Below are 22,067 nucleotides of genomic sequence, written 5' to 3'. Positions count from 1 at the left end.
ATGCAGACGCACTGGATGTGGGTCCCGCAAACCCTCACCCTTTACTAGAGGCTTATAGTTATGTCAACTAATGCCTTATCGCAAGGTAAGGGCCCGACTGTCGCGATCCAAGGACCGCCGCCCGGCGTGTCGGCTATTCCCCGACGACGCCGTCGACCAATTCCCTAACGGCGTCGAGGTGTCCGTTGTGACGGGCGGTCTCCTCGATCATGTGCAGAAGCACCCAGCGGACCGCGACGGGCGCGCCGCGCCGCAGTCCCGCGGCCGTCCCGTCGAGATCGACGTCGCGCATCAGGGCGCGCGAGACGTCGCATTGGCGCCGGTACCGGCCGAGGTTGCCGGCCAGGGTGGCACCGGGCGTCCGGCGCCAGTCCGCGTCGGGGTCGCCATCGCTCCACGGCACCGGCACGTCCAGCCCCGCGACGACCCGCTCGAACCAGTACGACTCGACCGCCGTGAGGTGCGACACGAGCCCGGCGGCGCTGGTCAGCGGCGACGCCGGCAGCGGGGTCCGCCAGGCGTCCTCCTCGGCGAGCCCGGCGCACTTCACGTGCACGGTCTCCCGGTGCCAGTCGAGCCACCCGAGCACCATCGACCGCTCGTCGCCGGCGAAAGGGACGTCGACACGGTTCACCGCTCCAGCGACCGCTCGTCGCCGGCGAAATGGACGTCGACACGGTTCACCGCTCCAGCACCACCCCGGGGGCGCTCACGTCGAGCGTCTTGTCCGGCAGGATCTTCGTGACCTGCAACACCCTGACCTTCGCCTCGTTCTGGGTCGCGTCGCCCCACACGACCGTGCGGCCCTCGGTGAGCTCCAGCCGCACCCGCGTCGGCGCGTCGGCGGCCAGGGCCACCATCTGCGACCGCAGCCACGGCGGCAGCGCCGCCAGGACGGTCAGCGCGGCCCGGGTGGCGGGGTCGCCGGGGGCGGGCGAGGCGAGGCGCACCACCGGCAGCCCCGCCGGCGCGGAGCCGACCGGGAGGAACGCCACGCCGTCGGCGTCCAGCAGCACGAACCCCAGCGCCGCCGGCACCACGGCGATCCCCGTCCGCTCGCGCACCGCGAGGACCAGGGTGCGCGGGTAGTCCTTGGACGCGGTGACCGTCCGGACCGGCTTCAGCGTCCGCACCCGCCGCTCCACCGCGGCGAGGTCGAGCCGGGCCAGGGGCGTGCCGGTGGCGACCCCGGCCGCGTCCCGGACGTCCTGGGCCGTCAGCGCCGACACGCCGGTGACCCGGATCCCGTGGACCCCGAACACCGGCGTGGCGTAGACGACGGCGACGGCCCCGCCGAGCAACGCGACGACGCCGAGCCCGACCAGCCAGGACAGCACGACGCGGAGGCGGTGCCGCCGGGCCCGCTGCGCGAAGCGGCGCTGCGACGAGCCGGCGGGCGCCGAGCGGGGTGCCAGGACCAGCCGCCAGCCGCGCGTGGACGTCAAGGGCGGTCAGTCCCTGGTCATTCGCCGTCGGGGCGGTTGTGCCGGCCGACGTAGCCGTCGCCGGCGTTCTTGAGCGCGGCGAGCAGCTCGTCACCCATGAGGGAGATCGGCGGCGCGCCCATCGTGACGACCACGTCGCCCTCCCGGACGCGGGCGACGACCTCGCCCGGCACGTCGTCCCACGACGGCACGAACACCTTGCGGTCCTCGGGCAGGTCGACGGCGGCGGTCAGCGCGACCCCGCCCTCCCCCGGCTCCCGGACCTCGCCCGGGCCGAACACCTCCATGATGATCGCCTCGTCGGCCAGGGACAGCGCGGCGGCGATCTCGGTCAGGTAGTCGCGGGTGCGGTACATCCGGTAGGGCTGGAACACCACGATCAGCCGCCCGTCGCCGGCGACCTCGCGCAGGGTGCGCATCGCCGCCTCGATCGGGACGTGGTGGTACGCGTACTCGTCGTAGATCCGCACGCCGGCCTCGGCGCCCTTGAACTCGAAGCGCCGCCGCACCCCGGGGAACGTCGACAGCGCCTCGATCGCCGACTCGGCCGGGATGCCGAGCCGCAGGGCGGTGAGCAGCGCCCCCGCCGAGTTGAGGCCGAGGTGCGCGCCGGGGATCGGCAGGTGCACCTCGCCGAGCGGCACGCCCTCGTGGTGCGCCACGTAGCGCACACCCTGCGCGGAGGAGCGCACCTCCGTCAGGCGCAGGTCTGCGTCGGGGGCGGTGCCGTAGGTGACGACGTCGCCGCCGGCCTCGCGGACCCGCACGATCATCCGCTGGGCGCCGGGGTCGTCGGCGCAGGTGACCACGAAGCCGCCGGGCTCGACGCGGGCGCAGAACTCGACGAACGCGTCCTCGAGGCCCTGCAGGTCGCCGTACGTGTTGAGGTGGTCGGCGTCGATGTTGGTGACGACCGCGACGTGCGGGTTGTAGAGCAGGAACGACCGGTCGCTCTCGTCGGCCTCGGCGACGAACAGCTCGCCGCTGCCGTGGTGGGCGTTGGAGCCGACCTCGGAGATCTCCCCGCCGATGACGAACGACGGATCGAGCCCGGCGTGCTGGAGCATGAGGGTGATCATCGACGTCGTGGTCGTCTTGCCGTGTGTACCGGCGACCGCGACGCTCCTGCGCCCGACCATCGTGGCGGCGAGGGCCTCGGAACGGTGCATGACCCGCAGCCCCCGCTCCCGGGCCGTGACGAGCTCGATGTGGTCCTGCGGGATCGCGGTCGAGTAGACGACCGTGTCGACCCCGTCGAGGTTCGCCGGCTGGTGCTCGCGGAAGATCGTGCCGCCGAGTGCCTTGAGCGCCGCCAGCTGCGGCCACTCGCGCAGCTCGCTGCCGGACGTGGGGATGCCCCGGGTGAGCAGGAGCCGGGCGAGCCCGCTCATGCCGACCCCGCCCACCCCGACGAGGTGCACCCTGCCGAGGTCCTCGGCGGTCAAATCCGTCATGCTCCGACCACCTTCAGCAGGTACCGGCGAAGGGCCTCGTCGCCGTCGCGGCGACCGTAACCGGCGGCGGCGCGGCTCATCGCCGCGAGCCGGGCGCCGTCGCGCACCAGGGGCACCACGGTGTCGGTGACCCACTGCGGGGAGAGGTCGCCGTCCTCGACGATGAGGCCACCGCCGGCCTCGACGACCGGCAGCGCGTTGCGGCGCTGCTCGCCGTTGCCCCACGGCAGCGGCACGTAGATGGCCGGCATGCCGACCGCGGCGGTCTCCGCGCAGGTCATCGCGCCACCCCGGCACAGCGCCAGGTCGCCGGCCGCGTAGCCGAGCTCCATCTCCGACAGGAACTTGACCTTCACGTACGGCGCGGGCAGGCCGGTGGGGACCTCGACGTCGTCGTTGCGGGCGCCGATGATGTGCAGCACCTGCACCCCGGAGCCGGTGATCTGCTTCGCCGCGCCGGACACCGCCAGGTTGATCGAGCGGGCGCCGGCCGACGCGCCGAAGACGAACAGCGTCGGCAGGTGCGGGTCGAGCCCGAAGTGGGCGCGGGCCCGCTCCCGCAGCGCGGCCCGGTCGAGGGTGGCGATGCTCTGCCGCAGCGGCACCCCGACGACCTCGGCGTGCGCCACCGACGGGATCTGCTGCGCCTGGTGGGGGAAGCCGAGCACGATGTGCTTCGTGAAGCGCATGCCCATCTTGTTGGCCACGCCCACGGGCACGTTGACCTCGTGGATGATCGTGGGGGTCTTGCGCCGCCACGCGGCGAGGTAGGCGGGGACGGAGACGTAGCCGCCGAACCCGACCACCGCGTCCGCCTCGACCTCGTCGAGGATCTCGCGGGTCGCCTTCGCGGACTTGTACATCCGGTCCGGGGTCCGGACCAGGTTCATGTTCACGGAGCGGGGCAGCTGGAAGGCCGGGACGTGGCGCAGGTCATAGCCGCGCTGCGGGATGATCTCACCCTCCATCCCACGCTCCGAGCCGATACAGGTGATCCGCAGACCCGGGTCGTGCCTGCGGAGGCAGTCGGCGAAGGCGAGCAGCGGGTAGATGTGCCCGCCGGTGCCTCCGCCGGCCAGCACCACGGAGCGCAGCGCTGCCATCAGGAGCTCCTTCCGCGGGTCCGCCCTGGGCTGCCGCCCTGCGGCGTCAGTGGACGACCCGTCGCGCGTGTCGAGGGGACGTCACCGTCACTGTCGGCGCGGGCGCGCGGCAGCGGCGGCAACGGCGCCCAGAGTAGTCGCACCCACTTTCGCGGCGGACGGGCATGCATGGCTCTGGCGCAGTCGGGCTCGGCGCGGGCCGCGGAGCTGAGCATCCCGGCCGCGCCGAGGGCCACGACCAGCGCGGTGCCGCCGTCGGAGATGAACGGCAGCGGCAGGCCGGTGATCGGCATGAGCCCGACCACGCCGCCGATGTTGATGATCGCCTGCCCGACGAACCAGATGGTGATCGCGGCGGCGGCGAGCCGGCGGAACGGGTCCTCGACCCGGCGGGCGATGCGCAGCCCCGTGTAGGTGAGCATGCCGAACAGGACGAGGACGACCAGGCAGCCGACGACGCCGAGCTCCTCGGCGACGATGGCGAAGATGAAGTCGTTGTGCGCGTTGGGCAGCCGGCCCCACTTCAGCTGGCTCTCGCCGAGCCCGACGCCGAACCAGCCGCCGTTGCCGATCGCCCACAGCCCGCGCAGGTACTGGTAGCGCCCGTTGCGCGCCTCGGGGTCGATGGACGGGTCGAAGAACACCTTGATGCGGGCCAGCCGGTAGTCCTTCTCGGCCGGCAGGAGGATCAGCGCGAGCACGCCGGTGGCGGCGAGGCCGCCGAGCCAGGCGAAGACCGGCAGCCGCGCGCCGGCCGCCCACAGCAGCCCGGTGAAGAGGACCACGAGGCAGATCATGGAGCCGAGGTCGTTGTAGCCGACGAGGAGCAGCAGCGCCACCGTCACCGGCAGCAGCGGCATGAACAGCTCCCGCCACGACAGGATCGTGCGCCCCTTGCGCACCAGCAGGTCGGCGCCCCAGACGACGAGGGCGACCTTCGCGAGCTCCGCCGGCTGGACCTGGATGCCGCCGAGGTGCAGCCACAGGTCCTCGGCCCAGATCGGGCCGAGGTGGATCGGCTTCACCTTCTCGCCGGGCGGGGTGCGGCTGGCGGAGAGCCAGCCCATCAGGTCGACGAAGGCCATGAGCACGAACGCGGAGATGAGCAGCGGCACGGCGATGGCCCGGAACGTGCGCACCGGCAGCCGCTGGCAGACCCAGAACACGACGAGCCCGACCACGGCGAAGATCGTCTGCTTGAACACCGGGCCGAACGGGTCGCCGGACTCCGCGACGCCCTCGACGCCGGTGACGGAGAACACCATGGCCAGGCCGATGAAGACCAGCAGCCCGACGCTGGACAGCAGCAGGTAGTAGGAGGCGAGGGGCCGGTCGAGCAGGCCGCGCAGCGCGTCGAACCAGCCGAGGATCCCGCTGCCGGGCGCTGCGGGCACCGCCGCCTGGTTGGCCGGCGCCGGTGGCACCGACGCGGCCGCCGCTGGTGGCACCGACGCGGCCGCCGCCGACGTGTCCTGCTCCCCATCGCCCCGCATGGGGACCATCATGCCGCCGGGACCCGCGAGGTCTGGCGACCACGGGGTCCCGGCGTGTCGGACCGGTTCGATGTCCGGCGCGCCGTGATGCCGGCCGGACGCGCGGGGTCAGCCGGAGCCGCTCATCACCCGCAGGAAGTCGGCGGCGAACAGGCCGAGCGACGCGGCCATGCCCAGGCCGGCGATGATCCAGAAGCGGACCACGATGTTGACCTCGCTCCAGCCGGCGAGCTCGAAGTGGTGCTGCAGCGGCACCATCCGGAAGATGCGCTTGCCGGTCGTGCGGTAGGAGCCGATCTGCATGATCCACGTCACGACGATGATGAAGAACAGCAGGCCCATCAGCGGCAGCAGCAGGACGGTCTTGGTCGCCACGGCGAGGCCGGCGATGAGCGAGCCGAGCGCCATGGAGCCGGTGTCGCCCATGAAGATCCGCGCCGGTGACGTGTTCCACCACAGGAAGCCGACCAGCGCGCCGACGGCCGCGCCGGCGATGAGCGCCATCTCGAGGGGGTCACGGACGTCGTAGCAGTAGCTGGCGGTGTACTCCGGGTCGGCGCACCAGTGCCGGTACTGCCAGAACGCGATCGCCATGTAGCTGCCGATCACCAGGATCGACGTGCCGGTCGCGAGGCCGTCGAGGCCGTCGGTGAGGTTCACCGCGTTGGACATCGACATGACCACGAACACGAAGAAGACGACGGCGCCGATCTTGGTGATGTCGAGCCAGTCGATGTCGTGCACCCACGACAGCTTCGGGCTGGCGACCGTGGTGACGACGGCGTCACCGGTCTGCTTCGCCGGCACGTACAGGGCGATCGCGCCGAAGATCGCGCCGATCAACGCCTGGCCGATGAGCTTGCCGCGCTTGTTGAGCCCGTCGCTGTTGCGCTTGGCGACCTTGAGGTAGTCGTCGAGGAAGCCGAGCAGGCCGGTGAAGACGAACAGGCCCAGCAGCACCACCGCGGTCGCGGTCGGGCCGCTCGGGCGCAGCTGCTGGTCCGGCAGCGTGGTCAGCGCGATGTGCCCGCCGGTGTACGCGATGAGCGTGGCGAAGATGAACACCACGCCGCCCATCGTGGGCGTGCCCTTCTTGCCCAGGTGGCCCTGCGGTCCGTCGGCGCGGATCGGCTGGTCGGCCTTGAGCCTGGTGAAGTACTTGATCGCGATGGGGGTGCCGAACAGCGAGATGAGGAACGCCACGAACGCGGCGACGAAGACGGCCCTCACCTGACGCCCGCCCGCAGGGCGTCGGCGATGTCCCACGTCCGGTACCTGGATCCCTTGACCAGAACCACGTCGCGGGGCCGCAGCTCGGCGCGCAGCAGCGCGACGGCGGCCTCCTGATCGGTCACGAGCACCGGGTCTCCTCCCCAACTCGCCACGACGGACGCACCGTGCAGGATCGGCGCGGCCTGCTCGCCCACGGCCACGAGGCGGTCGACGCCGAGCTCAGCGGCGAGACGACCGACCTCCTCATGTCCGGTTCGCTCATACTCACCGAGCTCTGCCATGGAGCCGAGCACGGCGATCATCCGCCGCCCGCCGGCCACCGCGACGAGCGCCCGGAGCGCCGCCGCCATGGACGCCGGATTGGCGTTGTACGAGTCGTCGATGACCGTGACATCGTCGGCACGGTCGAAGACATCCATCCTTCGGCTCGACAAGCCCTCTAGATCGCCGAGTGTGGCGGCGATCGTGGCCGCATCCACACCGGCGTGCGACGCCACGGCAGCGGCGAGTAACGCGTTGCCGACCTGGTGCCGTCCGGCGACGTCGAGCCGCACCTGGACCGGGCCGGTGCCCGGTAGGTGCATCGTGAAGCCGAACCGGCCGCGGCCGAGGTCCTCGACGTCGGTGGCCCGGAAATCAGACACTTCCGATTCACCCGCGAAGCGCACCGGCGCGGCGCTGCGCGACGCCATCGACCGGACCCGCTCGTCGTCGGCGTTGAGGATCGCGAGACCGCCCGGGCGCAGCGCCTCGACGAGCTCCCCCTTGGCGAGGGTGGTGCCCTCCAGGGAGCCGAACTCGGCGATGTGTGACGTGCCGACGTTGACCACCACGGACACGTCCGGCGGCGCGATGCCGCACAGGTAGGCCAGGTGCCCGCCACCGCGCGCGCCCATCTCCAGCACCAGGAACCGGGTGTCGGCGGTGACCTTCAGCACCGTGTACGGGGTGCCGAGCTCGTTGTTCTCCGACCCGATGGTCGCCACGGTCGGCCCGGCGGTGCGCAGCAGCGCCGCGATGAGGTCCTTGGTGCTCGTCTTGCCCGACGAGCCGGTGATCGCCACGACGGTGATGTCGTCGCGTCGCTCCAGGGCGGCCCGCGCGAGCAGCCCCAGGGCGGCGCGCGGGTCCTCGACGACGATCGTGGGCACGCCGTCGACGGGGCGGCTGCCGAGGACCGCGACCGCGCCGTCGGCGACGGCCTTGGCGGCGAAGTCGTGCGCGTCGACCTTCGCGCCGGCGAACGCGACGAAGAGCCCGCCTGGCTCGACCTTGCGGGAGTCGTACTCGACGGGGCCGTCGACGACCGCGGCACCGGCCGCCGAGGGGTCGGTGGCGTGCAGGGTGCCGCCGACGACGGCGGTGATCTCGGCGACGGTGAACGGGATCACGACGTCACCGCCCGCAGCGCCGCGGCGAGCTCGACCCGGTCGTCGAACGGCAGGACCTCGCCGCCGACCTCCTGGCCGCGCTCGTGGCCCTTGCCGAGGACCGCCACCACGTCGCCGGGCCGGGCCTGGGCGACCGCGTGGTCGATCGCGGCGCGCCGGCCGTCCACCTCGACGACGGTGGCGGTAGCGCCCCGGGTGCCGGCGAGCACCTCCGCCCGGATGGCCGCGGGGTCCTCGGTGCGGGGGTTGTCGTCGGTGACGACCACCAGGTCGGCGCCCTCCGCGGCGGCCCGGCCCATCAGCGGCCGCTTGCCCCGGTCGCGGTCGCCGCCGGCGCCGACGACGCAGACGACGCGGCCGCCCCGGGACGCGGCGAGGGTCCGCAGCGCGGCGAGGACCTCGACCATCGCGTCGGGCTTGTGCGCGTAGTCGACGACGCCGAGCACGTCGCCGGGGGCGTCGACCCGCTCCATCCGGCCGGGTGAGCCGGGCGCCTCCGCGACGGCCTTCGCCGCGACGGCGAGGTCGACGCCGACGGCGACGAGCGCGGCGATCGCGAGCAGCGCGTTGGCGACGTTGTGCCGGCCGGGCAGGCCCACGCCGGACGCGACGGACACGTCCCGGCGGGTGACGGTGAACCGCTGGCCGTAGCCGTCGGGTGTGATGCCGGTGGCACGGACGTCGGCGGCCGGGTCGCCGGCCGCCGAGTAGGTCCACGACGCCGGCTTGCGCAGCCGCATGACCCGCTCGTCGTCGAGGTTGAGGATCTCGGTGGCGGCGCGGCCGTCGAACAGCTTGGCCTTCGCCGCGTAGTACGCCTCGACGTCGGGGTGGAAGTCGAGGTGGTCCATGCCGAAGTTCGTGTACCCGGCGGCGGCGAACCGGACCCCGTTGACCCGGCCGAGCTCCAGGGCGTGGCTGGAGACCTCCATGACGACGGCCTCGACGCCGCGCTCGAGGCCGGCGGCGAACAGCGCGTGCAGGTCCGTCGCCTCGGGCGTGGTGCGGGCGCTGTCGATGGTGAGGTCGCCGAGGCGGGTCTCGACCGTGCCGATGAGACCGGTGACCTGACCGGCGGCCCGCAGCCCGGCCTCGACGAGGTACGCCGTGGACGTCTTGCCGGCGGTGCCGGTGATGCCGATCGTGGTCAGCTGCCGGGTCGGCTCGCCGTACACGTGCGAGGCGATGCCGCCGAGCGCCGCGCGCGGGTCGTCGACGACGATCGCGGGCAGGTCGCCGGTCAGGCCGCCGATCTGCGCGAGGCCGGCCGGGTCGGTGAGCACGGCGACCGCGCCGGCCTCCTTCGCCTGACCGGCGAACTGGGCGCCGTGCACCCGCGACCCGGGCAGGGCCGCGTACAGGTCACCGGGGCGCACCGCGGAGCTACTGTGGGTCACGCCGGTGACGGCGACCTCGCCGTCCTGCGCCACCATGGGCGCACCGGCGAGGGCCGCCAGCTCGACGGCGAGCACGGGGCGGACACTCCTCGGTCGGGGATAGCCGGGCACGGGGTCAGACCCTACCCGTCCCGCCGGGAAGCGGCAGAGTCGGTGTCACGGGTAGATCGTCAGCTTCGGCGGCTCGGTGCCCGTCGGTGCCACCCCGAAGCTACTGAGGGTGACCGCCATCATGTCCTTGAACAACGGCGCGGCGACGGAACCACCCGCACCGCCGGGCACGTGCGCGGTGACGGCGACCACGTAGCGTGGCGCCTCCGCCGGCGCCATGCCGATGAACGACACCACGTCACCTGGCGCGTAGCCGCCGTCCTTGGGCAGCTTCGACGTGCCGGTCTTGCCCGCGATCCGGTAGCCGGGGATCGCCGCCTGGTGGCCGGTCGCGTCGTCGAGCGTCGTGACGCCCTCCAGCATGGTGCGCAGCTGCTGCGCGTACACCGGATCCAGGACCCGCCGGGTCGCCTGCGCGGGCGGCCTGGTCTCCGTGCCGTCCGGCGCGATGATCTTCCGGACCAGCGTCGGCTGCACCCACAGGCCGTCGTTGGCGATCGCGCCGTAGACGGCGGCCATCTGGATCGCGGTCGTCGCCACGCCGTTGCCGATCGGGATCGAGCCGGGGCTGGAGCCGGTCCACTCGCCCGGCGGCAGGAGCTGCCCCGGCGACTCGTTCGGCAGGCCGACGCCGGTGCGCTGGCCGAGGCCGAACTTGCGCTGGTACTCGTACAGCTTGTCCTTGCCGAGCATGTCCGCGACGGCGATCGTGCCGACGTTCGACGACAGCGCGAGGATGCCCGGGATGGTCATCGGCGTGCCGTCCCGCTGCGGCGGGTGGTCGGTGTAGGTCGTGTCGCCCTTCTTCACCTTCGAGTTGACGGTGATCGTCGACGACGGCGTGATCAGCCCCTCCTGCAGCGCGGCGCCCATGACGATCGCCTTGTGGATCGAGCCGGGGTCGAAGACCGTCGCCGTGCACTGGTCCTTGAGGTCCTCGGGGTCCGACTTGCCGGGGTCGTTGGCGGCGAACGACGGGTAGCTCGCCATCGCCATGACCTCCATGGTCCGGTTGTCGAGCACGATCGCGGTGCCGAAGGACGCGCCGAGCGCCGCCATCCGGTCGCCGAGCGACTTCTGCACCAGGAACTGCAGGTCGCTGTCGATGGTCAGCTCGACCGAGCTGCCGGGGCGGGCCGGCTTCAGCTCCTGCACGCCCTGCGGCAGCGGCTTGTTGAACTCGCCCTGGCCGCGCTCGTACGTGTGCATGCCGTCGATGCCGCGCAGCTGCGCGTCGTACGCCTTCTCGATGCCGAGCTGGCCGGACAGGTCGGACCTGCTGGTGTAGCCGACCACGTTGGAGGCGAAGTCGTAGCCGGGCACGTGCCGGCGCTCGTCACGGCCGATCTCCAGCGCGCCGGCGAAGCTGAGCTTGGCGATCCGCTCGCTGTCCTCGATCGAGATCTGGTGCGCGACGTACTCGTAGCGGATGTCGGTCTTGCCGTCGGCGCCCTTGTGCGGGGTCAGCTTGCGCACCAGGTCGGAGCGCAGCACCCCGTAGTCCGCGAGGATCGCGAACAGGTCGTCGGCCGCCTTCTCCGGGTCCTTGATCACCTGCGGGTCGGCGGCGACGTAGCGCGTCTCGACCGAGTGCACGATGATCTTGCCGTTGCGGTCGAGGATCGCGCCGCGGGACGCGGGCAGGACGTCGTGCACCAGCCGGGCCTTGAGCCCCTGGGCGGCGTACGCGCTGGCGTCGGTGAGCTGCAGCTGGACGAGCCGGATGGCGATCGCGGCGAACATCAGCAGCGCCAGCACCGTGGCCAGCCGCAGCCGGCGGCGCGGCTCGGCGAGCTTCGGCGCGCGGTTGGTGCGCGGCAGGCGCGGGACCCGGACCCGGCTCTGCTTGCGGGGTTTGCGCACCGGGGTGGTTCTTCTCGCCGGTGTGCGGGCGGCGCCGGTGCGCTTCAGCGGTAGCGCGCCGGACCTGGCCTGGGCCGTCCTCGGCAGGCCCGTCCGTGCCCGCGGGTCCGTGGCCCGCTCGTCCGGCGCGGTGTGCCCGTCCCGGTCGAGCGATCGCGGGCCGGGCTGCTCCCGGTCGATGCCGATCCTCGCGGCCCGCTGGTCCGCGGCGCGCGGACCGGCCGTCCTTCGCGGATCGGCTGTCCTGCGGGCATCCGCCGCGCCGCGCCGGTCGGTCGTCCTGCGTGGGTCGGTGGTGCCGCGCGGCTCGGCGGTGCCGCGCGGGTTGGCGGTCCTGCGCGGGTCGGTCGTGCCGCGCGGGTTGGTGGTCCGCCGCGGGTCGGTCGACCGCCGCGGGTGCTGGTCCGCGGCGGTGTCGGGATCGCGCGGGCTGTCGGCGGCCCGGCCGGCGGCGCGGCGGCCGGTGTCGGCGCGGCCGCCCTGCAGCACCTCCAGTGCCGGCCGGAACGGGTCGCCCCGCCCCGTGCCGCCGTGCTCGACCGACGCGTCACGGACGGAGCGCCCCCGGGGCGTGTAGCGGCGCGCCTCGGACATCGTGCCGCGCACCGGCGGCTCGGCCCCGGAGTCGGTCCCGGGATTGGCCCTGGGATTGGCCCTGGGATTAGCCCCGGTGTCGCCGGCACGGGAACGGGCGGCCGCACCGGCACCCCCCGCGCCTGCGCGACCGCCCGTCCGCTGTCGGCCGGCGTCACTGCCGCGACCGGCCTCCCGTCCGGCGCCCCCGCGCCGCTCGGTGCTGCTCCGCCGATCAGGAGTGTCGCCAGCCATCGTCCTGCAACTTCCCGTTGTTGAGTTTGGCTTCGTCGCTGTGCCTCGGATGTGCTTCGAGCTGCTTACTTGCCGGGGCCGGGCATCTCGAGCCGGCTGCCGTCGGGCAGCTGCAGGTACGCCGGCGTGCGCGACGGCACGAGGCCCAGCCGCTTGGCCCGCGCCGCGAGCGTCACCGGCGACTCCTTGTCGGCCAGGTCGCTGCGGAGCCGCGCCTCGTCACGGTCGAGGGTGCTCTGCTTCGTCCTGAGCGCGTCGAGCCGGAATGCGTTCTCGGCGATCCGCGTGTTGAGCACGAGGATGCCGATCACGCCGAGGAGCACCAGCACGAGCACGAGCGCCACGAACGGCGCGCGCGGCGCGGTGACCGGCGCCGGTGGCGCGACGCGCAGCCTCGGCCGCTGCTCGTCCCGGACCTTCTTCTCCTGCGGCGCCCGCCGCTCCCGCGCCGGCCTGTCCTGCGGTGCAGGCTGGGTGGTCCCCCGATCCGGCTGGAGCGCGGTCGCGCCGTCGATCGGCGCGTCGCTCCGCTCGTCAACCTGGCGCGCCGTGGTCCGGCCCCCCGACCGCGATGCACCCTGCTGACTTCTGCGCGGCCGGTCGGCCGGCAGTGTCGTCACGTTCATCTCACACCTCCCCCAGAGGTTGTGCCTTTGTTGCAGTTACTTGCTGTCCGCGGGTTGCTTGCGTTCGACGGCTCTGAGCCGCACGGACGCCGCCCGCGGGTTGGCCGCCACCTCGGCCGCGTCGGGGAGCTCGGCTCCCCTGGTGAGGACTCTCAGCTCCGGCTCGCTGCCCGCCGGCACGAACGGCAGCTCGACCGGCACCGTCGACCGCGACCGCCCGGCGATCGCCTGTTTGACCAGGCGGTCCTCGAGCGAGTGGTACGACAGCACGACCATCCGGCCGCCCGGCTTCAGCGCGTCGAGCGCCGCCGGCAGCGCCCGCTCGAGCACGGCGAGCTCGCCGTTGACCTCGATCCTCAGCGCCTGGAACGTGCGTTTGGCCGGGTGCCCGCCGGTCCGCCGCGCCGGCGCCGGGATCGAGTCCCGGACCAGCTCGGCCAGCCTGGCGGACGAGTTCAGCTCCCCCTTGCCGCGCTCCCGGAGGATCGCCTGCGCGATCCGGGAGGCGAACTTCTCCTCTCCGTACACCCGCAGGACGCGGGCGAGATCGCCGTGGCTGTAGGTGTTGACCACCTCGGCCGCGGTGACGCCCCGCGTCTGGTCCATCCGCATGTCCAGCGGCGCGTCCTGGGCGTAGGCGAACCCACGGTCGGCCTCGTCGAGCTGCATCGACGACACCCCCAGGTCGAACAGCGCTCCGTCGATCCCCTCACCGTCCAGCACCTCCTCGAGCTCGTCGTAGACGGCGTGCACGAGGCGGGTCCGGTCCGCGTACGGCGCCAGCCGCTGCCCCGCGAGGCGCAGCGCCTGGGTGTCGCGGTCCAGGCCGAGCAGCCGCACCTCCGGGTGCGCCAGCAGCACGGCTTCGGCGTGCCCACCGAGGCCGAGCGTGGCGTCCAGGTGCAGCGCGCCCGCGCGGTCCAACGCCGGGGCGAGCAGCTCGAGGCAGCGCTCGAGCAGCACGGGAACGTGAATGTCCCGCTCCCCCATCGTCGACCCCCTACCGCGGCGGGTTCGCGGCCCGCCGTCGTGCTGAACGTTGCTGTTCCCTGTGCTCCGGTGAGCTGAAACGTGATTCACGTCCTGCTTCGCGGGTCGGCGGCGGCTTCCGGTGCGCTGCTGCGCATTCCGTGCGGTGCTGTGCTCCGGCGCGCTGCTGTGCCTGATCGCGCGCCGCGGTGCGTTTCGGTGCGGTAGTGCACGAGCGCCGTACCGCCAGCTCCCCATCCGCTCGCTCCGCCCTGGCGCCGGGGAAGTGGCGTCAGGACCTTGGAGCGGCTGGAGAGCTCGCGGCACGGCGTCCGACTGGGTGCCTGCAGATGGACCTCACAGCCCGCCCGGCAGCACCCCCTCCTCGATCCCGGCGAAGTCGTCTTCGCTTTCGGCAAGGTAGGTGTCCCATGCCTGGCGGTCCCAGATCTCCACCCTGGTGCTCGCGCCGATCACGACGAGCTCGCGGTCCAGCCCGGCATACTCGCGGAGATGCGGCGGGATGGTGACCCGACCCTGACGGTCGGGGACCTCGTCGTGAGCACTGGCGAAGAACACCCGGCTGTAGGCCCGGGCGGCCTTGTGGGTCATCGGTGTCGCACGAAGCTGTTCGGCGATCCGGGCGAACTCGGCGCCGGGAAACACGTAGAGACAGCGCTCCTGCCCCTTGGTGATCACGACACCTCCCGCCAGCTCATCCCGAAACTTGGCCGGCAGGATCAACCGGCCCTTGTCGTCCAGGCGGGGAGTGTGGGTGCCGAGAAACATCGACATCCACCCCTTCCCACCGCGAACGGTCCCCCCGGGGCCGGCCGAGCCCCCCGGCTCCGCCATCGCGCTCCACTGTACTCCACTTCCCTCCACCGTCAACGAGAAAACACCGGAAGTGACATCGGCGTGCGTGAAGAAATCCCACGTCAAACGGGGTGCGCCGGGGTGGAGGGCGGTTGGCCGACCGGTCACCCGTACGGTCGGTTCGGCTGATCGTAAATGTGGACAAACCGCCTATGAGGTCGAACTTCGCCGGTGCTTTATGGCTCCGTTAAGGTCCTCCGCGGCGCTGTTGCGGATTCGGTGGAGGGAAGTGGAGCGTTCTGGGACGAGCGGTGGGGTGAGCCCGCGGTCGGTTGTCGGACGGTGGACGGCGTTGGGCGAGTGATCCGTGGCAGGTAGGGTCTGCGGCATCGCCGGAAGACAGTGGAAGTGAGATGACGGACCACAAGCTCCCGATGCGGGCGAAGCTCGCCACATCGTTGTCGCGCGGCGCTGCCGCACTGTCCCGCGCCACCGGCCGGGGTGACGGCTCCGTCATCGGCGGCCGGCTCGCCCTGATGGTCGACCCCAACCTCCTCGCCGAGCTCGCGGCGGGCCGGGAGATCGCCCTGATCTCGGGCACCAACGGCAAGACCACCACCACCCGGCTCACCGCGGCCGCCATGGGCGTGCTCGGCGACGTCGCCACCAACAGCCTCGGCGCCAACATGCCCACCGGGCACACCTCGGCCCTGGCGAAGGCGGGCGCCACGCCGTATGCGGTGCTCGAGGTCGACGAGCACTACCTGAAGCAGGTCCTCGACGCGACCCGCCCGAGGGTCGTCGCGCTGCTCAACCTCAGCCGCGACCAGCTGGACCGGGCCAAGGAGGTCGCGATGATGGCGGCCCTGTGGCGCGACGCGCTGCCCGGCCGCGACCTGCACCTCGTCGCCAACGCCGACGACCCGATGGTGGTGTGGGCGGCGGGCAAGGCGGTCGCCTCCGGCACCGGTGTCACCTGGGTCGCCGCGGGCCAGCGCTTCCACGACGACTCGTGGGTGTGCCCCGAGTGCGGCGCCTCCATCTTGCGCAACGGCGACCAGTGGGCCTGCGTCGCCGGCAACCTGAGCCGGCCGGTGCCGACCTGGGCCGTCTCCGGCGACGGGGTCGTCGACAGCACCGGCGCCTATCACCACATCGAGCTGCAGCTGCCCGGCCGGGTCAACCGCGCGAACGCCGCGACCGCCCTCGCCGTCGCCGCCCACTTCGGCGTCCCCCCGGCGAAGGCCGTGCCCGAGCTGGCGAAGGTCGCCTCGATCGCCGGCCGCTACGCGGTCGTCGAGCGCGACGGCAGGGTCGTGCGCCTGCTGCTGTCGAAGAACCCGGCGGGCTGGCTCGAGGCCTTCGACATGGCCGACGACGTGCCGACACTGCTGTCCATCAACGCCCGCGACCCCGACGGCCTGGACACGTCGTGGCTCTACGACGTGGACTTCTCGCCCCTGCGCGGGCGGCGTGTCCTCGTCACCGGCGACCGGGCCATGGACCTCGCCGTCCGGCTCGAGGTCAACGAGGTGCCGTTCGAGCACGTCAAGTCGTTCTCGCAGGCGCTGACGCTGATCCCGCCGGGCCGTCTCGAGGTCATCGCCAACTACACCGCATTCCAGGACATCCGAGCGGAGCTGGACCGTGTCAACTGAGTCGCGCCTGCGCCTGATCTGGCTGTACCCGGACCTGCTGTCCACGTATGGCGACCGGGGCAACCTGCTGATCCTGGCCCGCCGCGCCGACCTGCGCGGCCTGCCGGTCGAGTGCGCCGAGGTCCGCGCCGACCAGGCCGTGCCGTCCGACGGCGACGTGTACCTCATCGGCGGCGGCGAGGACGGCCCGCAGGCCCTGGCCGCCCAGCGCCTGATCGCCGACGGCGGCCTGCGCCGGGCCGTCGACCGGGGCGCCACCGTCTTCTCCGTGTGCGCCGGCTACCAGCTGCTGGGCAACTCCTTCTACGCCAAGGGCGCCAAGTGCGCGGGCCTGGGCCTGCTCGACCTGGACTCCGACCGCGGCGAGACCCGCGCCGTCGGCGAGCTGGCCGGCGAGTGCGACCCGGCGCTGGGCCTGCCGACCCTCACCGGCTTCGAGAACCACGGCGGCCGGACCCACCTCGGGTCCGGCGTCCGCCCCCTGGCCCGGGTCACCGCCGGCATCGGCAACGACGGCCGCTCCGAGGGCGCCTGGCACGGCCGGATCCTGGGCACGTACTCCCACGGCCCGGCCCTCGCCCGCAACCCCGGCATCGCCGACCTGCTCCTGCGCTGGGCCACCGGCATGACCATGGAGCCGATCGACGACCGCTGGCCGACCCGCCTCCGCGACGAGCGCCTCGCCGCCGTCCTCAACAAGTAGTCGCCGCACACGCGAAGGGCGCCCCCGGAGAACCGGAGGCGCCCTTCGTCGTGCTCGATCTGGACGACGATCTAGACGACGACCGAGACCATGCGGCCCTGCACGACGATGACCTTCTTCGGGGTCTTGCCGGCCAGCTGCGCGGCGACCTCGGCCAGGGCGGCCTCGCGGACCGCCTCCTCCGGGGCGTCGGCGGCGATCTCGAACGTGCCGCGGACCTTGCCGTTGACCTGCACCGGGTACTTCACCGACTCGGCGACCAGGAACGCCGGGTCGGCGACCGGGAAGTCCGCGTAGGCGATCGACGACCCGTTGCCCAGGCGCTGCCACAGCTCCTCGGCCAGGTGCGGCGCGAACGGCGAGACCATCCGCACCAGCGGGTCGACGACCTCGCGGGGGGCACCGGACGGGGAGACCTGGGTGGCGCGGTTCGTCAGCTCGATCAGCTTCGCGATCGCGGTGTTGAAGCGCATCTCCTCGATGTCGACCCGGACGCCGTCGATGACGCGGTGCAGCAGGCGGCGGGTCCCGTCGTCCAGGGCCGCGTCGGTGACGCGGGTGGCGTCGGTCTGCTCGTCGACGACCAGTCGCCAGACGCGCTGCAGGAAGCGCTGCGCGCCGACGACCGCGCGGGTCTCCCACGGGCGGGACACGTCCAGCGGGCCCATGGACATCTCGTAGACGCGGAAGGTGTCGGCGCCGTACCGCTCGCACATCTCGTCGGGCGTGACGACGTTCTTCAGCGACTTGCCCATCTTGCCGTACTCGCGCCTCACCGGAGCGTCGTTGTAGAAGAACTGCCCGGGTGAGCGCTCCTCGACCTCCTCGGCGGGCACGTAGACGCCGCGCTCGTCGGTGTAGGCGTAGGCCTGGATGTAGCCCTGGTTGAACAGCTTGCGGAAGGGCTCCTCGCTGCTGATGTGGCCCAGGTCGAACAGCACCTTGTGCCAGAACCGCGCGTACAGCAGGTGCAGCACGGCGTGCTCGACGCCGCCGACGTACAGGTCCGCGCCGCCGACGTCGCCGGGCTTCTGCGGGCCCATCCAGTACTTCTCACTGTCGGCAGCCACCAGCTGGTCCTGGTTGGACGGGTCCAGGTAGCGCAGCTCGTACCAGGACGAGCCCGCCCACTGCGGCATGACGTTGGTCTCGCGGGTGTACGCCTTGGGCCCGTCGCCCAGGTCCAGCGTGACCTCGACCCATTCCTTGGCGCGCGACAGCGGCGTCTCGGGCATGCTGTCGGCGTCGTCGACGTCGAACGTCCGCGGCGAGAAGTCCTCGACCTCAGGCAGCTCGACGGGCAGCATCGAGTCGGGCAGGCCGATCGGCAGGCCGGTCTCGTCGTACACGATCGGGAACGGCTCACCCCAGTACCGCTGCCGGCTGAACAGCCAGTCCCGCAGCCGGTACGTGATGGCGCCGACGCCGTGCCCCTCGGCCTCCAGCCACTCGATGATCCTGGCCTTCGCCTCGACGACACCCAGGCCGTCCAGGAAGGAGGAGTTGATCGCCGGGCCGTCGCCGGTGAAGGCCTTCCCGTCGAAACCGTCGGTGGGCCGCACCGTCCGGATGATCGGCAGGTCGAAGACCTCGGCGAACTCCCAGTCGCGCTCGTCCTGGCCGGGCACCGCCATGATCGCGCCGGTGCCGTAGCCGGCCAGCACGTAGTCGGCGATGAAGACGGGGACGCGCGAGCCGTTGACCGGGTTCACCGCATACGCGCCGGTGAAGACGCCGGTCTTCTCCTTGGCGTCGGCCTGCCGCTCCACGTCGGACTTCCCCGCCGCGAACTCGCGGTAGGCGGCGACCGCCGCACCCGGGGTGGCGTGCCCGCCGGTCCAGACCTGCGGGATGCCGTCCGGCCAGGCGGCGGGGACCAGCGAGGAGACCAGCTCGTGCTCCGGGGCCAGCACCATGTACGTGGCGCCGAACAGCGTGTCGGGGCGGGTCGTGAACACCCGGATCGCGGCACCGGTGTCGGTGCCGAAGTCGACGTGCGCGCCCCGGGACCGGCCGATCCAGTTGCGCTGCATGGTCTTGACCTTCTCCGGCCAGTCCAGCCGCTCCAGGTCGTCCAGCAGCCGGTCGCCGTACGAGGTGATCCGCATCATCCACTGCCGCAGGCTCCGCTTGAACACGGGGAAGTTGCCCCGCTCGCTGCGCCCGTCGGGGGTGACCTCCTCGTTGGCCAGCACGGTGCCCAGCCCGGGGCACCAGTTGACCGGTGCCTCGGAGATGTACGCCAGCCGGAACCCGTCGATCACCTCGCGCCGCTCGACCGGCGTCAGGTCGGCCCACGCGCGGCCGTCCTCCAGCGCCCGCGAGCCGGATTCGAACGAGGCGATCAGCTCGTCGATCGGCCGGGCCTTCTGCGCGTCGGTGTCGAACCAGGAGTTGAAGATCCGCAGGAAGATCCACTGGGTCCAGCGGTAGAACTCGGTGTCGGTGGTGGCGACGCTGCGGCGGTCGTCGTAGGCCAGCCCCAGCCGGCGCAGCTGGCCACGGTACCGCTCGACGTTGGCCTCGGTGGTGACCCTCGGGTGCGTGCCGGTCTGCACCGCGTACTGCTCGGCGGGCAGGCCGAACGCGTCGAACCCCATCGGGTGCAGCACGTTGTAGCCGGCCATGCGGAAGTACCGCGTGTAGCAGTCGGTGCCGATGTAGCCCAGCGGGTGACCGACGTGCAGCCCCGAGCCGGACGGGTACGGGAACATGTCCATCACGTACAGCTTCGGCGCGCCCGCACGCGGGTGGCTCGGGTCGCTGAGCGGGCCGGTCGGGTTCGGCGCGTAGAAGGTGCTGTGCTCCGACCAGTAGTCCTGCCAGCACGCCTCGATGTCCGCCGCCATCCCCGCCGTGTAACGGTAGGGCGGGATGTCGACCGCTCCGTCGGTCACAGCCTCACTCATGACTTCTCGCCGCCTTCGGGTCTCGGGTGTCCAACATTGTCCGGGCATGAAAAAACCCCTCACGCAGGAGGGGTCGCCGTGCGGACGCAGTCAGTGCGTCAGCACGGCTCGCTAAGAAGCCGGACAGCCCATGTCATGCCTCGCAGTGTACCGCAGGGTCCGCGCCCGCTCGCAGCGCGTTTGGACCGGGCGCGGGCGAGCGGCGCGGTGGTTCAGTCGCGGACGGCGGCCGGTACACCACCGGCGCACCGCACCTCGAACCGCAGGCGCTGCCCGGCCAGGCTGAACTCCACCCGCGACTTGTTGCGCCGCCCCGCCTGCAGGGAGACCAGGCTGCCACCGGCGGCGGGCTCGGCGCCGGTCACGTTGACCTGGTCGCCGGCGCACGCCGCGACGACGACCCCGCCGGGCGTGCCGATCCTGACGGGCGGCCCCTCCACCGGGGTGGTCTGTCCCCTGCCGGTGTTGCCGGTGTGCCCGGGGTTTCCGTTCCCGTTCGCGGCGTCTGTACCGACTGGGCCGCCGCCGCCCGATCCGCCGGCTCCGCCGGACGTGCCGCCGCTCTGACCGCCAGCACCGGCGCTCTGGCCGGCGTCCGCCGGGGTGACGGGGGTGTCCAGGGTGTCCGGCGAGCCGGTCGCGGCCGGCGCGCCGCGGGCCGCCCCCGCTGTGACCTGCGGCTCGATGGTCGGGCGGCTCAGCGCGAACGTCACCAGCAGCGCGGCCACCGCCACCACGACCGCCGTCCCGGCGAGCACCCGCCGCCGCTCACCCGCGTCGTCACCGACCGCGCCCGTCGCGCGCTCTTCCTCGGCCGGCGCGTCCGTCGCGGGCTCTTCTTCGGCCGGCGCGGCCGGGACGGGGTCGACCGGGGCGGTGGCGTCGCCGATGGCCGTGGTGCCGTCCGTCCGGGCCGCTGCTCCGGCGGCCGTCAGCTGCGGCGGCACCGCCGGTACCAGATGCAGCTCTTCGGCATTCGGACGCGGCGACACGCCCGCCGCCTCGGCGAGCACGGCCGCCGCCTCCTCCGCGGACGGGCGGGCCGCGGGCGCCTTGACCAGGCAGCGCATGCACAGGTCCCGGACCTGCGGCGGCACGCCCGGCAGGTCGGGCAGCGGATCGGGTGCGACGGTCACGTGCGAGCGCAGCATCTGGGCGGTGGTCTCGCCGTCCCACGGCAGGCGGCCGGTGAGGCACCGGTAGAGCAGCATCCCGAACGCGTACACGTCGCTGGCGGGCACCGCCTCGTCGCCGACGAGCCGCTCCGGCGCGAGATAGGCGGGCGTGCCGAGGACCAGGCCGGCGTCGTCGAGGCCGCCGTCCGGGTCGCCGTGGACGCCGACGATGCCGAAGTCGAGGAGCTTCGCCGCACCCGGGGTGAGCACCACGTTGCCGGGTTTGACGTCGTGGTGCACGAAACCCTCGGCGTGCGCGGCGGCCAGGCCGGCGGCGACCTCGGCGCAGACCCGGATCGCCGCGGCGGGGCTGAGCGGGCCCGCGGTCAGCCGCTCGGCGAGCGTCGGCCCGCGCAGCAGCTCCATCACGACGAACGGGCTGCCGCCGGCGGTCTCGCCGTAGTCGTAGACACCGGCGACGTTCGGGTGCGAAAGGCTCGCCGTGGCCCGCGCCTCGGTCCGGATCCGCTGGCGCCAGGCGGGGTCGGCGGCGAACGGGCCGGCGAGGACCTTGACGGCGACGGCCCGTCCGAGGACCTCGTCGCGGGCGTCCCAAACGACCGACATGCCGCCTTCGCCGAGCCGGTCGGCGAGGCGGTAGCGACCGTTGAGGAGCTGCCCGACATTCTGCTCCTCGTGCATGGGTCCAGTCTGCCGGAATCGGCGCCGGCCGCATCCCGGCAGATCCGTTTGTTGGACATTTGCGGGGGTACGTGCGGCTCGCCGCGGGCCCGCGGAAAAAAACGTCGCGGACAGTCACGGCCGTGATGTCCGGAATGACGTTTTCCGGTGCGGCGCAGTGTGCGATCCCCGGCTAGCCTGAGGGGATATAAACGGCTCGGCTTGCCAACGTTTCCGTGCAACCGGGCGGTCCACCTACGGGTCTATCACCT

General features: G+C 72.6%; 16 protein-coding genes. 2 read left to right on the top strand and 14 right to left on the bottom strand.

Annotation, left to right across the window (positions count from 1 at the left end):
- Positions 1 to 133: 133 nt before the first annotated feature.
- The 12 genes from ACQEVZ_RS36100 to mraZ form a co-directional block, all read right to left on the bottom strand.
- Positions 134 to 634 carry a DinB family protein gene (locus ACQEVZ_RS36100; protein WP_433374881.1) on the bottom strand — a complete coding sequence of 167 codons (501 nt, stop codon included), beginning with the start codon at positions 632 to 634 and terminating at the stop codon, positions 134 to 136.
- A 46-nt stretch (positions 635 to 680) separates the two neighbouring features.
- The gene (locus ACQEVZ_RS36095; RefSeq protein ID WP_433374878.1) at positions 681 to 1,445 is read right to left on the bottom strand and encodes a cell division protein FtsQ/DivIB; all 765 of its coding nucleotides are present in this window, start codon (positions 1,443 to 1,445) and stop codon (positions 681 to 683) included.
- Between the two features lie 17 nt (positions 1,446 to 1,462).
- Entirely contained in the window at positions 1,463 to 2,899 is a 1,437-nt protein-coding gene (gene murC, locus ACQEVZ_RS36090; protein WP_433374875.1) for a UDP-N-acetylmuramate--L-alanine ligase, read from the bottom strand.
- Positions 2,896 to 4,002, bottom strand: coding sequence for a UDP-N-acetylglucosamine--N-acetylmuramyl-(pentapeptide) pyrophosphoryl-undecaprenol N-acetylglucosamine transferase (locus tag ACQEVZ_RS36085; protein ID WP_344503923.1), 1,107 nt, complete (start codon positions 4,000 to 4,002; stop codon positions 2,896 to 2,898). The genes murC and ACQEVZ_RS36085 overlap by 4 nt, the downstream gene beginning before the upstream one ends.
- Complete coding sequence (locus ACQEVZ_RS36080; RefSeq protein ID WP_344503922.1) at positions 4,002 to 5,495, bottom strand: FtsW/RodA/SpoVE family cell cycle protein; 1,494 nt, start codon at positions 5,493 to 5,495, stop codon at positions 4,002 to 4,004. Before ACQEVZ_RS36080 ends, ACQEVZ_RS36085 begins: the two co-directional genes overlap by 1 nt.
- Positions 5,496 to 5,603: 108 nt before the next feature.
- Complete coding sequence (gene mraY / locus ACQEVZ_RS36075) at positions 5,604 to 6,725, bottom strand: phospho-N-acetylmuramoyl-pentapeptide-transferase (RefSeq protein ID WP_360558609.1); 1,122 nt, start codon at positions 6,723 to 6,725, stop codon at positions 5,604 to 5,606.
- Complete coding sequence (locus ACQEVZ_RS36070) at positions 6,722 to 8,119, bottom strand: UDP-N-acetylmuramoyl-tripeptide--D-alanyl-D-alanine ligase (RefSeq protein ID WP_433374870.1); 1,398 nt, start codon at positions 8,117 to 8,119, stop codon at positions 6,722 to 6,724. The genes mraY and ACQEVZ_RS36070 overlap by 4 nt, the downstream gene beginning before the upstream one ends.
- Positions 8,116 to 9,627 (bottom strand): UDP-N-acetylmuramoyl-L-alanyl-D-glutamate--2,6-diaminopimelate ligase, encoded by a 1,512-nt coding sequence (locus ACQEVZ_RS36065; RefSeq protein WP_433374867.1) that lies wholly within the window; start codon positions 9,625 to 9,627, stop codon positions 8,116 to 8,118. Before ACQEVZ_RS36065 ends, ACQEVZ_RS36070 begins: the two co-directional genes overlap by 4 nt.
- A gap of 45 nt (positions 9,628 to 9,672) precedes the next feature.
- Positions 9,673 to 12,084 carry a penicillin-binding transpeptidase domain-containing protein gene (locus ACQEVZ_RS36060; RefSeq protein WP_433374864.1) on the bottom strand — a complete coding sequence of 804 codons (2,412 nt, stop codon included), beginning with the start codon at positions 12,082 to 12,084 and terminating at the stop codon, positions 9,673 to 9,675.
- A 299-nt stretch (positions 12,085 to 12,383) separates the two neighbouring features.
- Positions 12,384 to 12,944: a hypothetical protein gene (locus tag ACQEVZ_RS36055; RefSeq protein WP_344503916.1), complete on the bottom strand. Its 561-nt coding sequence runs from the start codon at positions 12,942 to 12,944 to the stop codon at positions 12,384 to 12,386.
- Positions 12,945 to 12,980: 36 nt separating this feature from the next.
- Positions 12,981 to 13,934 carry a 16S rRNA (cytosine(1402)-N(4))-methyltransferase RsmH gene (gene rsmH / locus ACQEVZ_RS36050; RefSeq protein WP_354898078.1) on the bottom strand — a complete coding sequence of 318 codons (954 nt, stop codon included), beginning with the start codon at positions 13,932 to 13,934 and terminating at the stop codon, positions 12,981 to 12,983.
- Between the two features lie 336 nt (positions 13,935 to 14,270).
- Positions 14,271 to 14,702, bottom strand: a complete 432-nt coding sequence (gene mraZ, locus ACQEVZ_RS36045) for a division/cell wall cluster transcriptional repressor MraZ (RefSeq protein WP_344504031.1) — start codon at positions 14,700 to 14,702, stop codon at positions 14,271 to 14,273.
- Between the two features lie 440 nt (positions 14,703 to 15,142).
- Here mraZ and ACQEVZ_RS36040 point away from each other — a divergent pair, with 440 nt between their 5' ends.
- Both ACQEVZ_RS36040 and ACQEVZ_RS36035 read left to right on the top strand, forming a co-directional pair.
- On the top strand, positions 15,143 to 16,387 hold the full coding sequence (locus ACQEVZ_RS36040) for a Mur ligase family protein (RefSeq protein WP_344503914.1): 1,245 nt from the start codon (positions 15,143 to 15,145) through the stop codon (positions 16,385 to 16,387).
- Complete coding sequence (locus ACQEVZ_RS36035) at positions 16,377 to 17,090, top strand: type 1 glutamine amidotransferase (RefSeq protein ID WP_433374858.1); 714 nt, start codon at positions 16,377 to 16,379, stop codon at positions 17,088 to 17,090. The genes ACQEVZ_RS36040 and ACQEVZ_RS36035 overlap by 11 nt, the downstream gene beginning before the upstream one ends.
- 71 nt (positions 17,091 to 17,161) lie before the next feature.
- Here ACQEVZ_RS36035 and leuS read toward each other — a convergent pair whose 3' ends face one another.
- Together leuS and ACQEVZ_RS36025 are read right to left on the bottom strand one after the other, a co-directional pair.
- A complete protein-coding gene (gene leuS / locus ACQEVZ_RS36030) occupies positions 17,162 to 19,999 on the bottom strand; it encodes a leucine--tRNA ligase (protein WP_433374855.1) in 2,838 nt (945 codons plus the stop codon).
- Between the two features lie 212 nt (positions 20,000 to 20,211).
- The gene (locus ACQEVZ_RS36025) at positions 20,212 to 21,816 is read right to left on the bottom strand and encodes a serine/threonine-protein kinase (RefSeq protein WP_433374852.1); all 1,605 of its coding nucleotides are present in this window, start codon (positions 21,814 to 21,816) and stop codon (positions 20,212 to 20,214) included.
- Positions 21,817 to 22,067 lie beyond the last annotated feature (251 nt).

It is taken from the genome of Dactylosporangium sp. CA-152071, from assembly GCF_050936335.1.
Taxonomy (GTDB): Bacteria; Actinomycetota; Actinomycetes; order Mycobacteriales; family Micromonosporaceae; genus Dactylosporangium; species Dactylosporangium maewongense.
This window is presented reverse-complemented; position numbering and strand designations above follow the sequence as displayed.

What these genes read in the sequence shown, in the direction of transcription:
- murC (WP_433374875.1), bottom strand. Translation starts at nt 2,899, where the DNA reads ATGACGGATTTGACCGCCGAGGACCTCGGCAGGGTGCACCTCGTCGGG.
- ACQEVZ_RS36085 (WP_344503923.1), bottom strand. Translation starts at nt 4,002, where the DNA reads ATGGCAGCGCTGCGCTCCGTGGTGCTGGCCGGCGGAGGCACCGGCGGG.
- ACQEVZ_RS36080 (WP_344503922.1), bottom strand. Translation starts at nt 5,495, where the DNA reads ATGCGGGGCGATGGGGAGCAGGACACGTCGGCGGCGGCCGCGTCGGTG.
- ACQEVZ_RS36060 (WP_433374864.1), bottom strand. Translation starts at nt 12,084, where the DNA reads ATGTCCGAGGCGCGCCGCTACACGCCCCGGGGGCGCTCCGTCCGTGAC.
- ACQEVZ_RS36055 (WP_344503916.1), bottom strand. Translation starts at nt 12,944, where the DNA reads ATGAACGTGACGACACTGCCGGCCGACCGGCCGCGCAGAAGTCAGCAG.
- rsmH (WP_354898078.1), bottom strand. Translation starts at nt 13,934, where the DNA reads ATGGGGGAGCGGGACATTCACGTTCCCGTGCTGCTCGAGCGCTGCCTC.
- mraZ (WP_344504031.1), bottom strand. Translation starts at nt 14,702, where the DNA reads ATGTTTCTCGGCACCCACACTCCCCGCCTGGACGACAAGGGCCGGTTG.
- ACQEVZ_RS36040 (WP_344503914.1), top strand. Translation starts at nt 15,143, where the DNA reads ATGACGGACCACAAGCTCCCGATGCGGGCGAAGCTCGCCACATCGTTG.
- leuS (WP_433374855.1), bottom strand. Translation starts at nt 19,999, where the DNA reads ATGAGTGAGGCTGTGACCGACGGAGCGGTCGACATCCCGCCCTACCGT.
- ACQEVZ_RS36025 (WP_433374852.1), bottom strand. Translation starts at nt 21,816, where the DNA reads ATGCACGAGGAGCAGAATGTCGGGCAGCTCCTCAACGGTCGCTACCGC.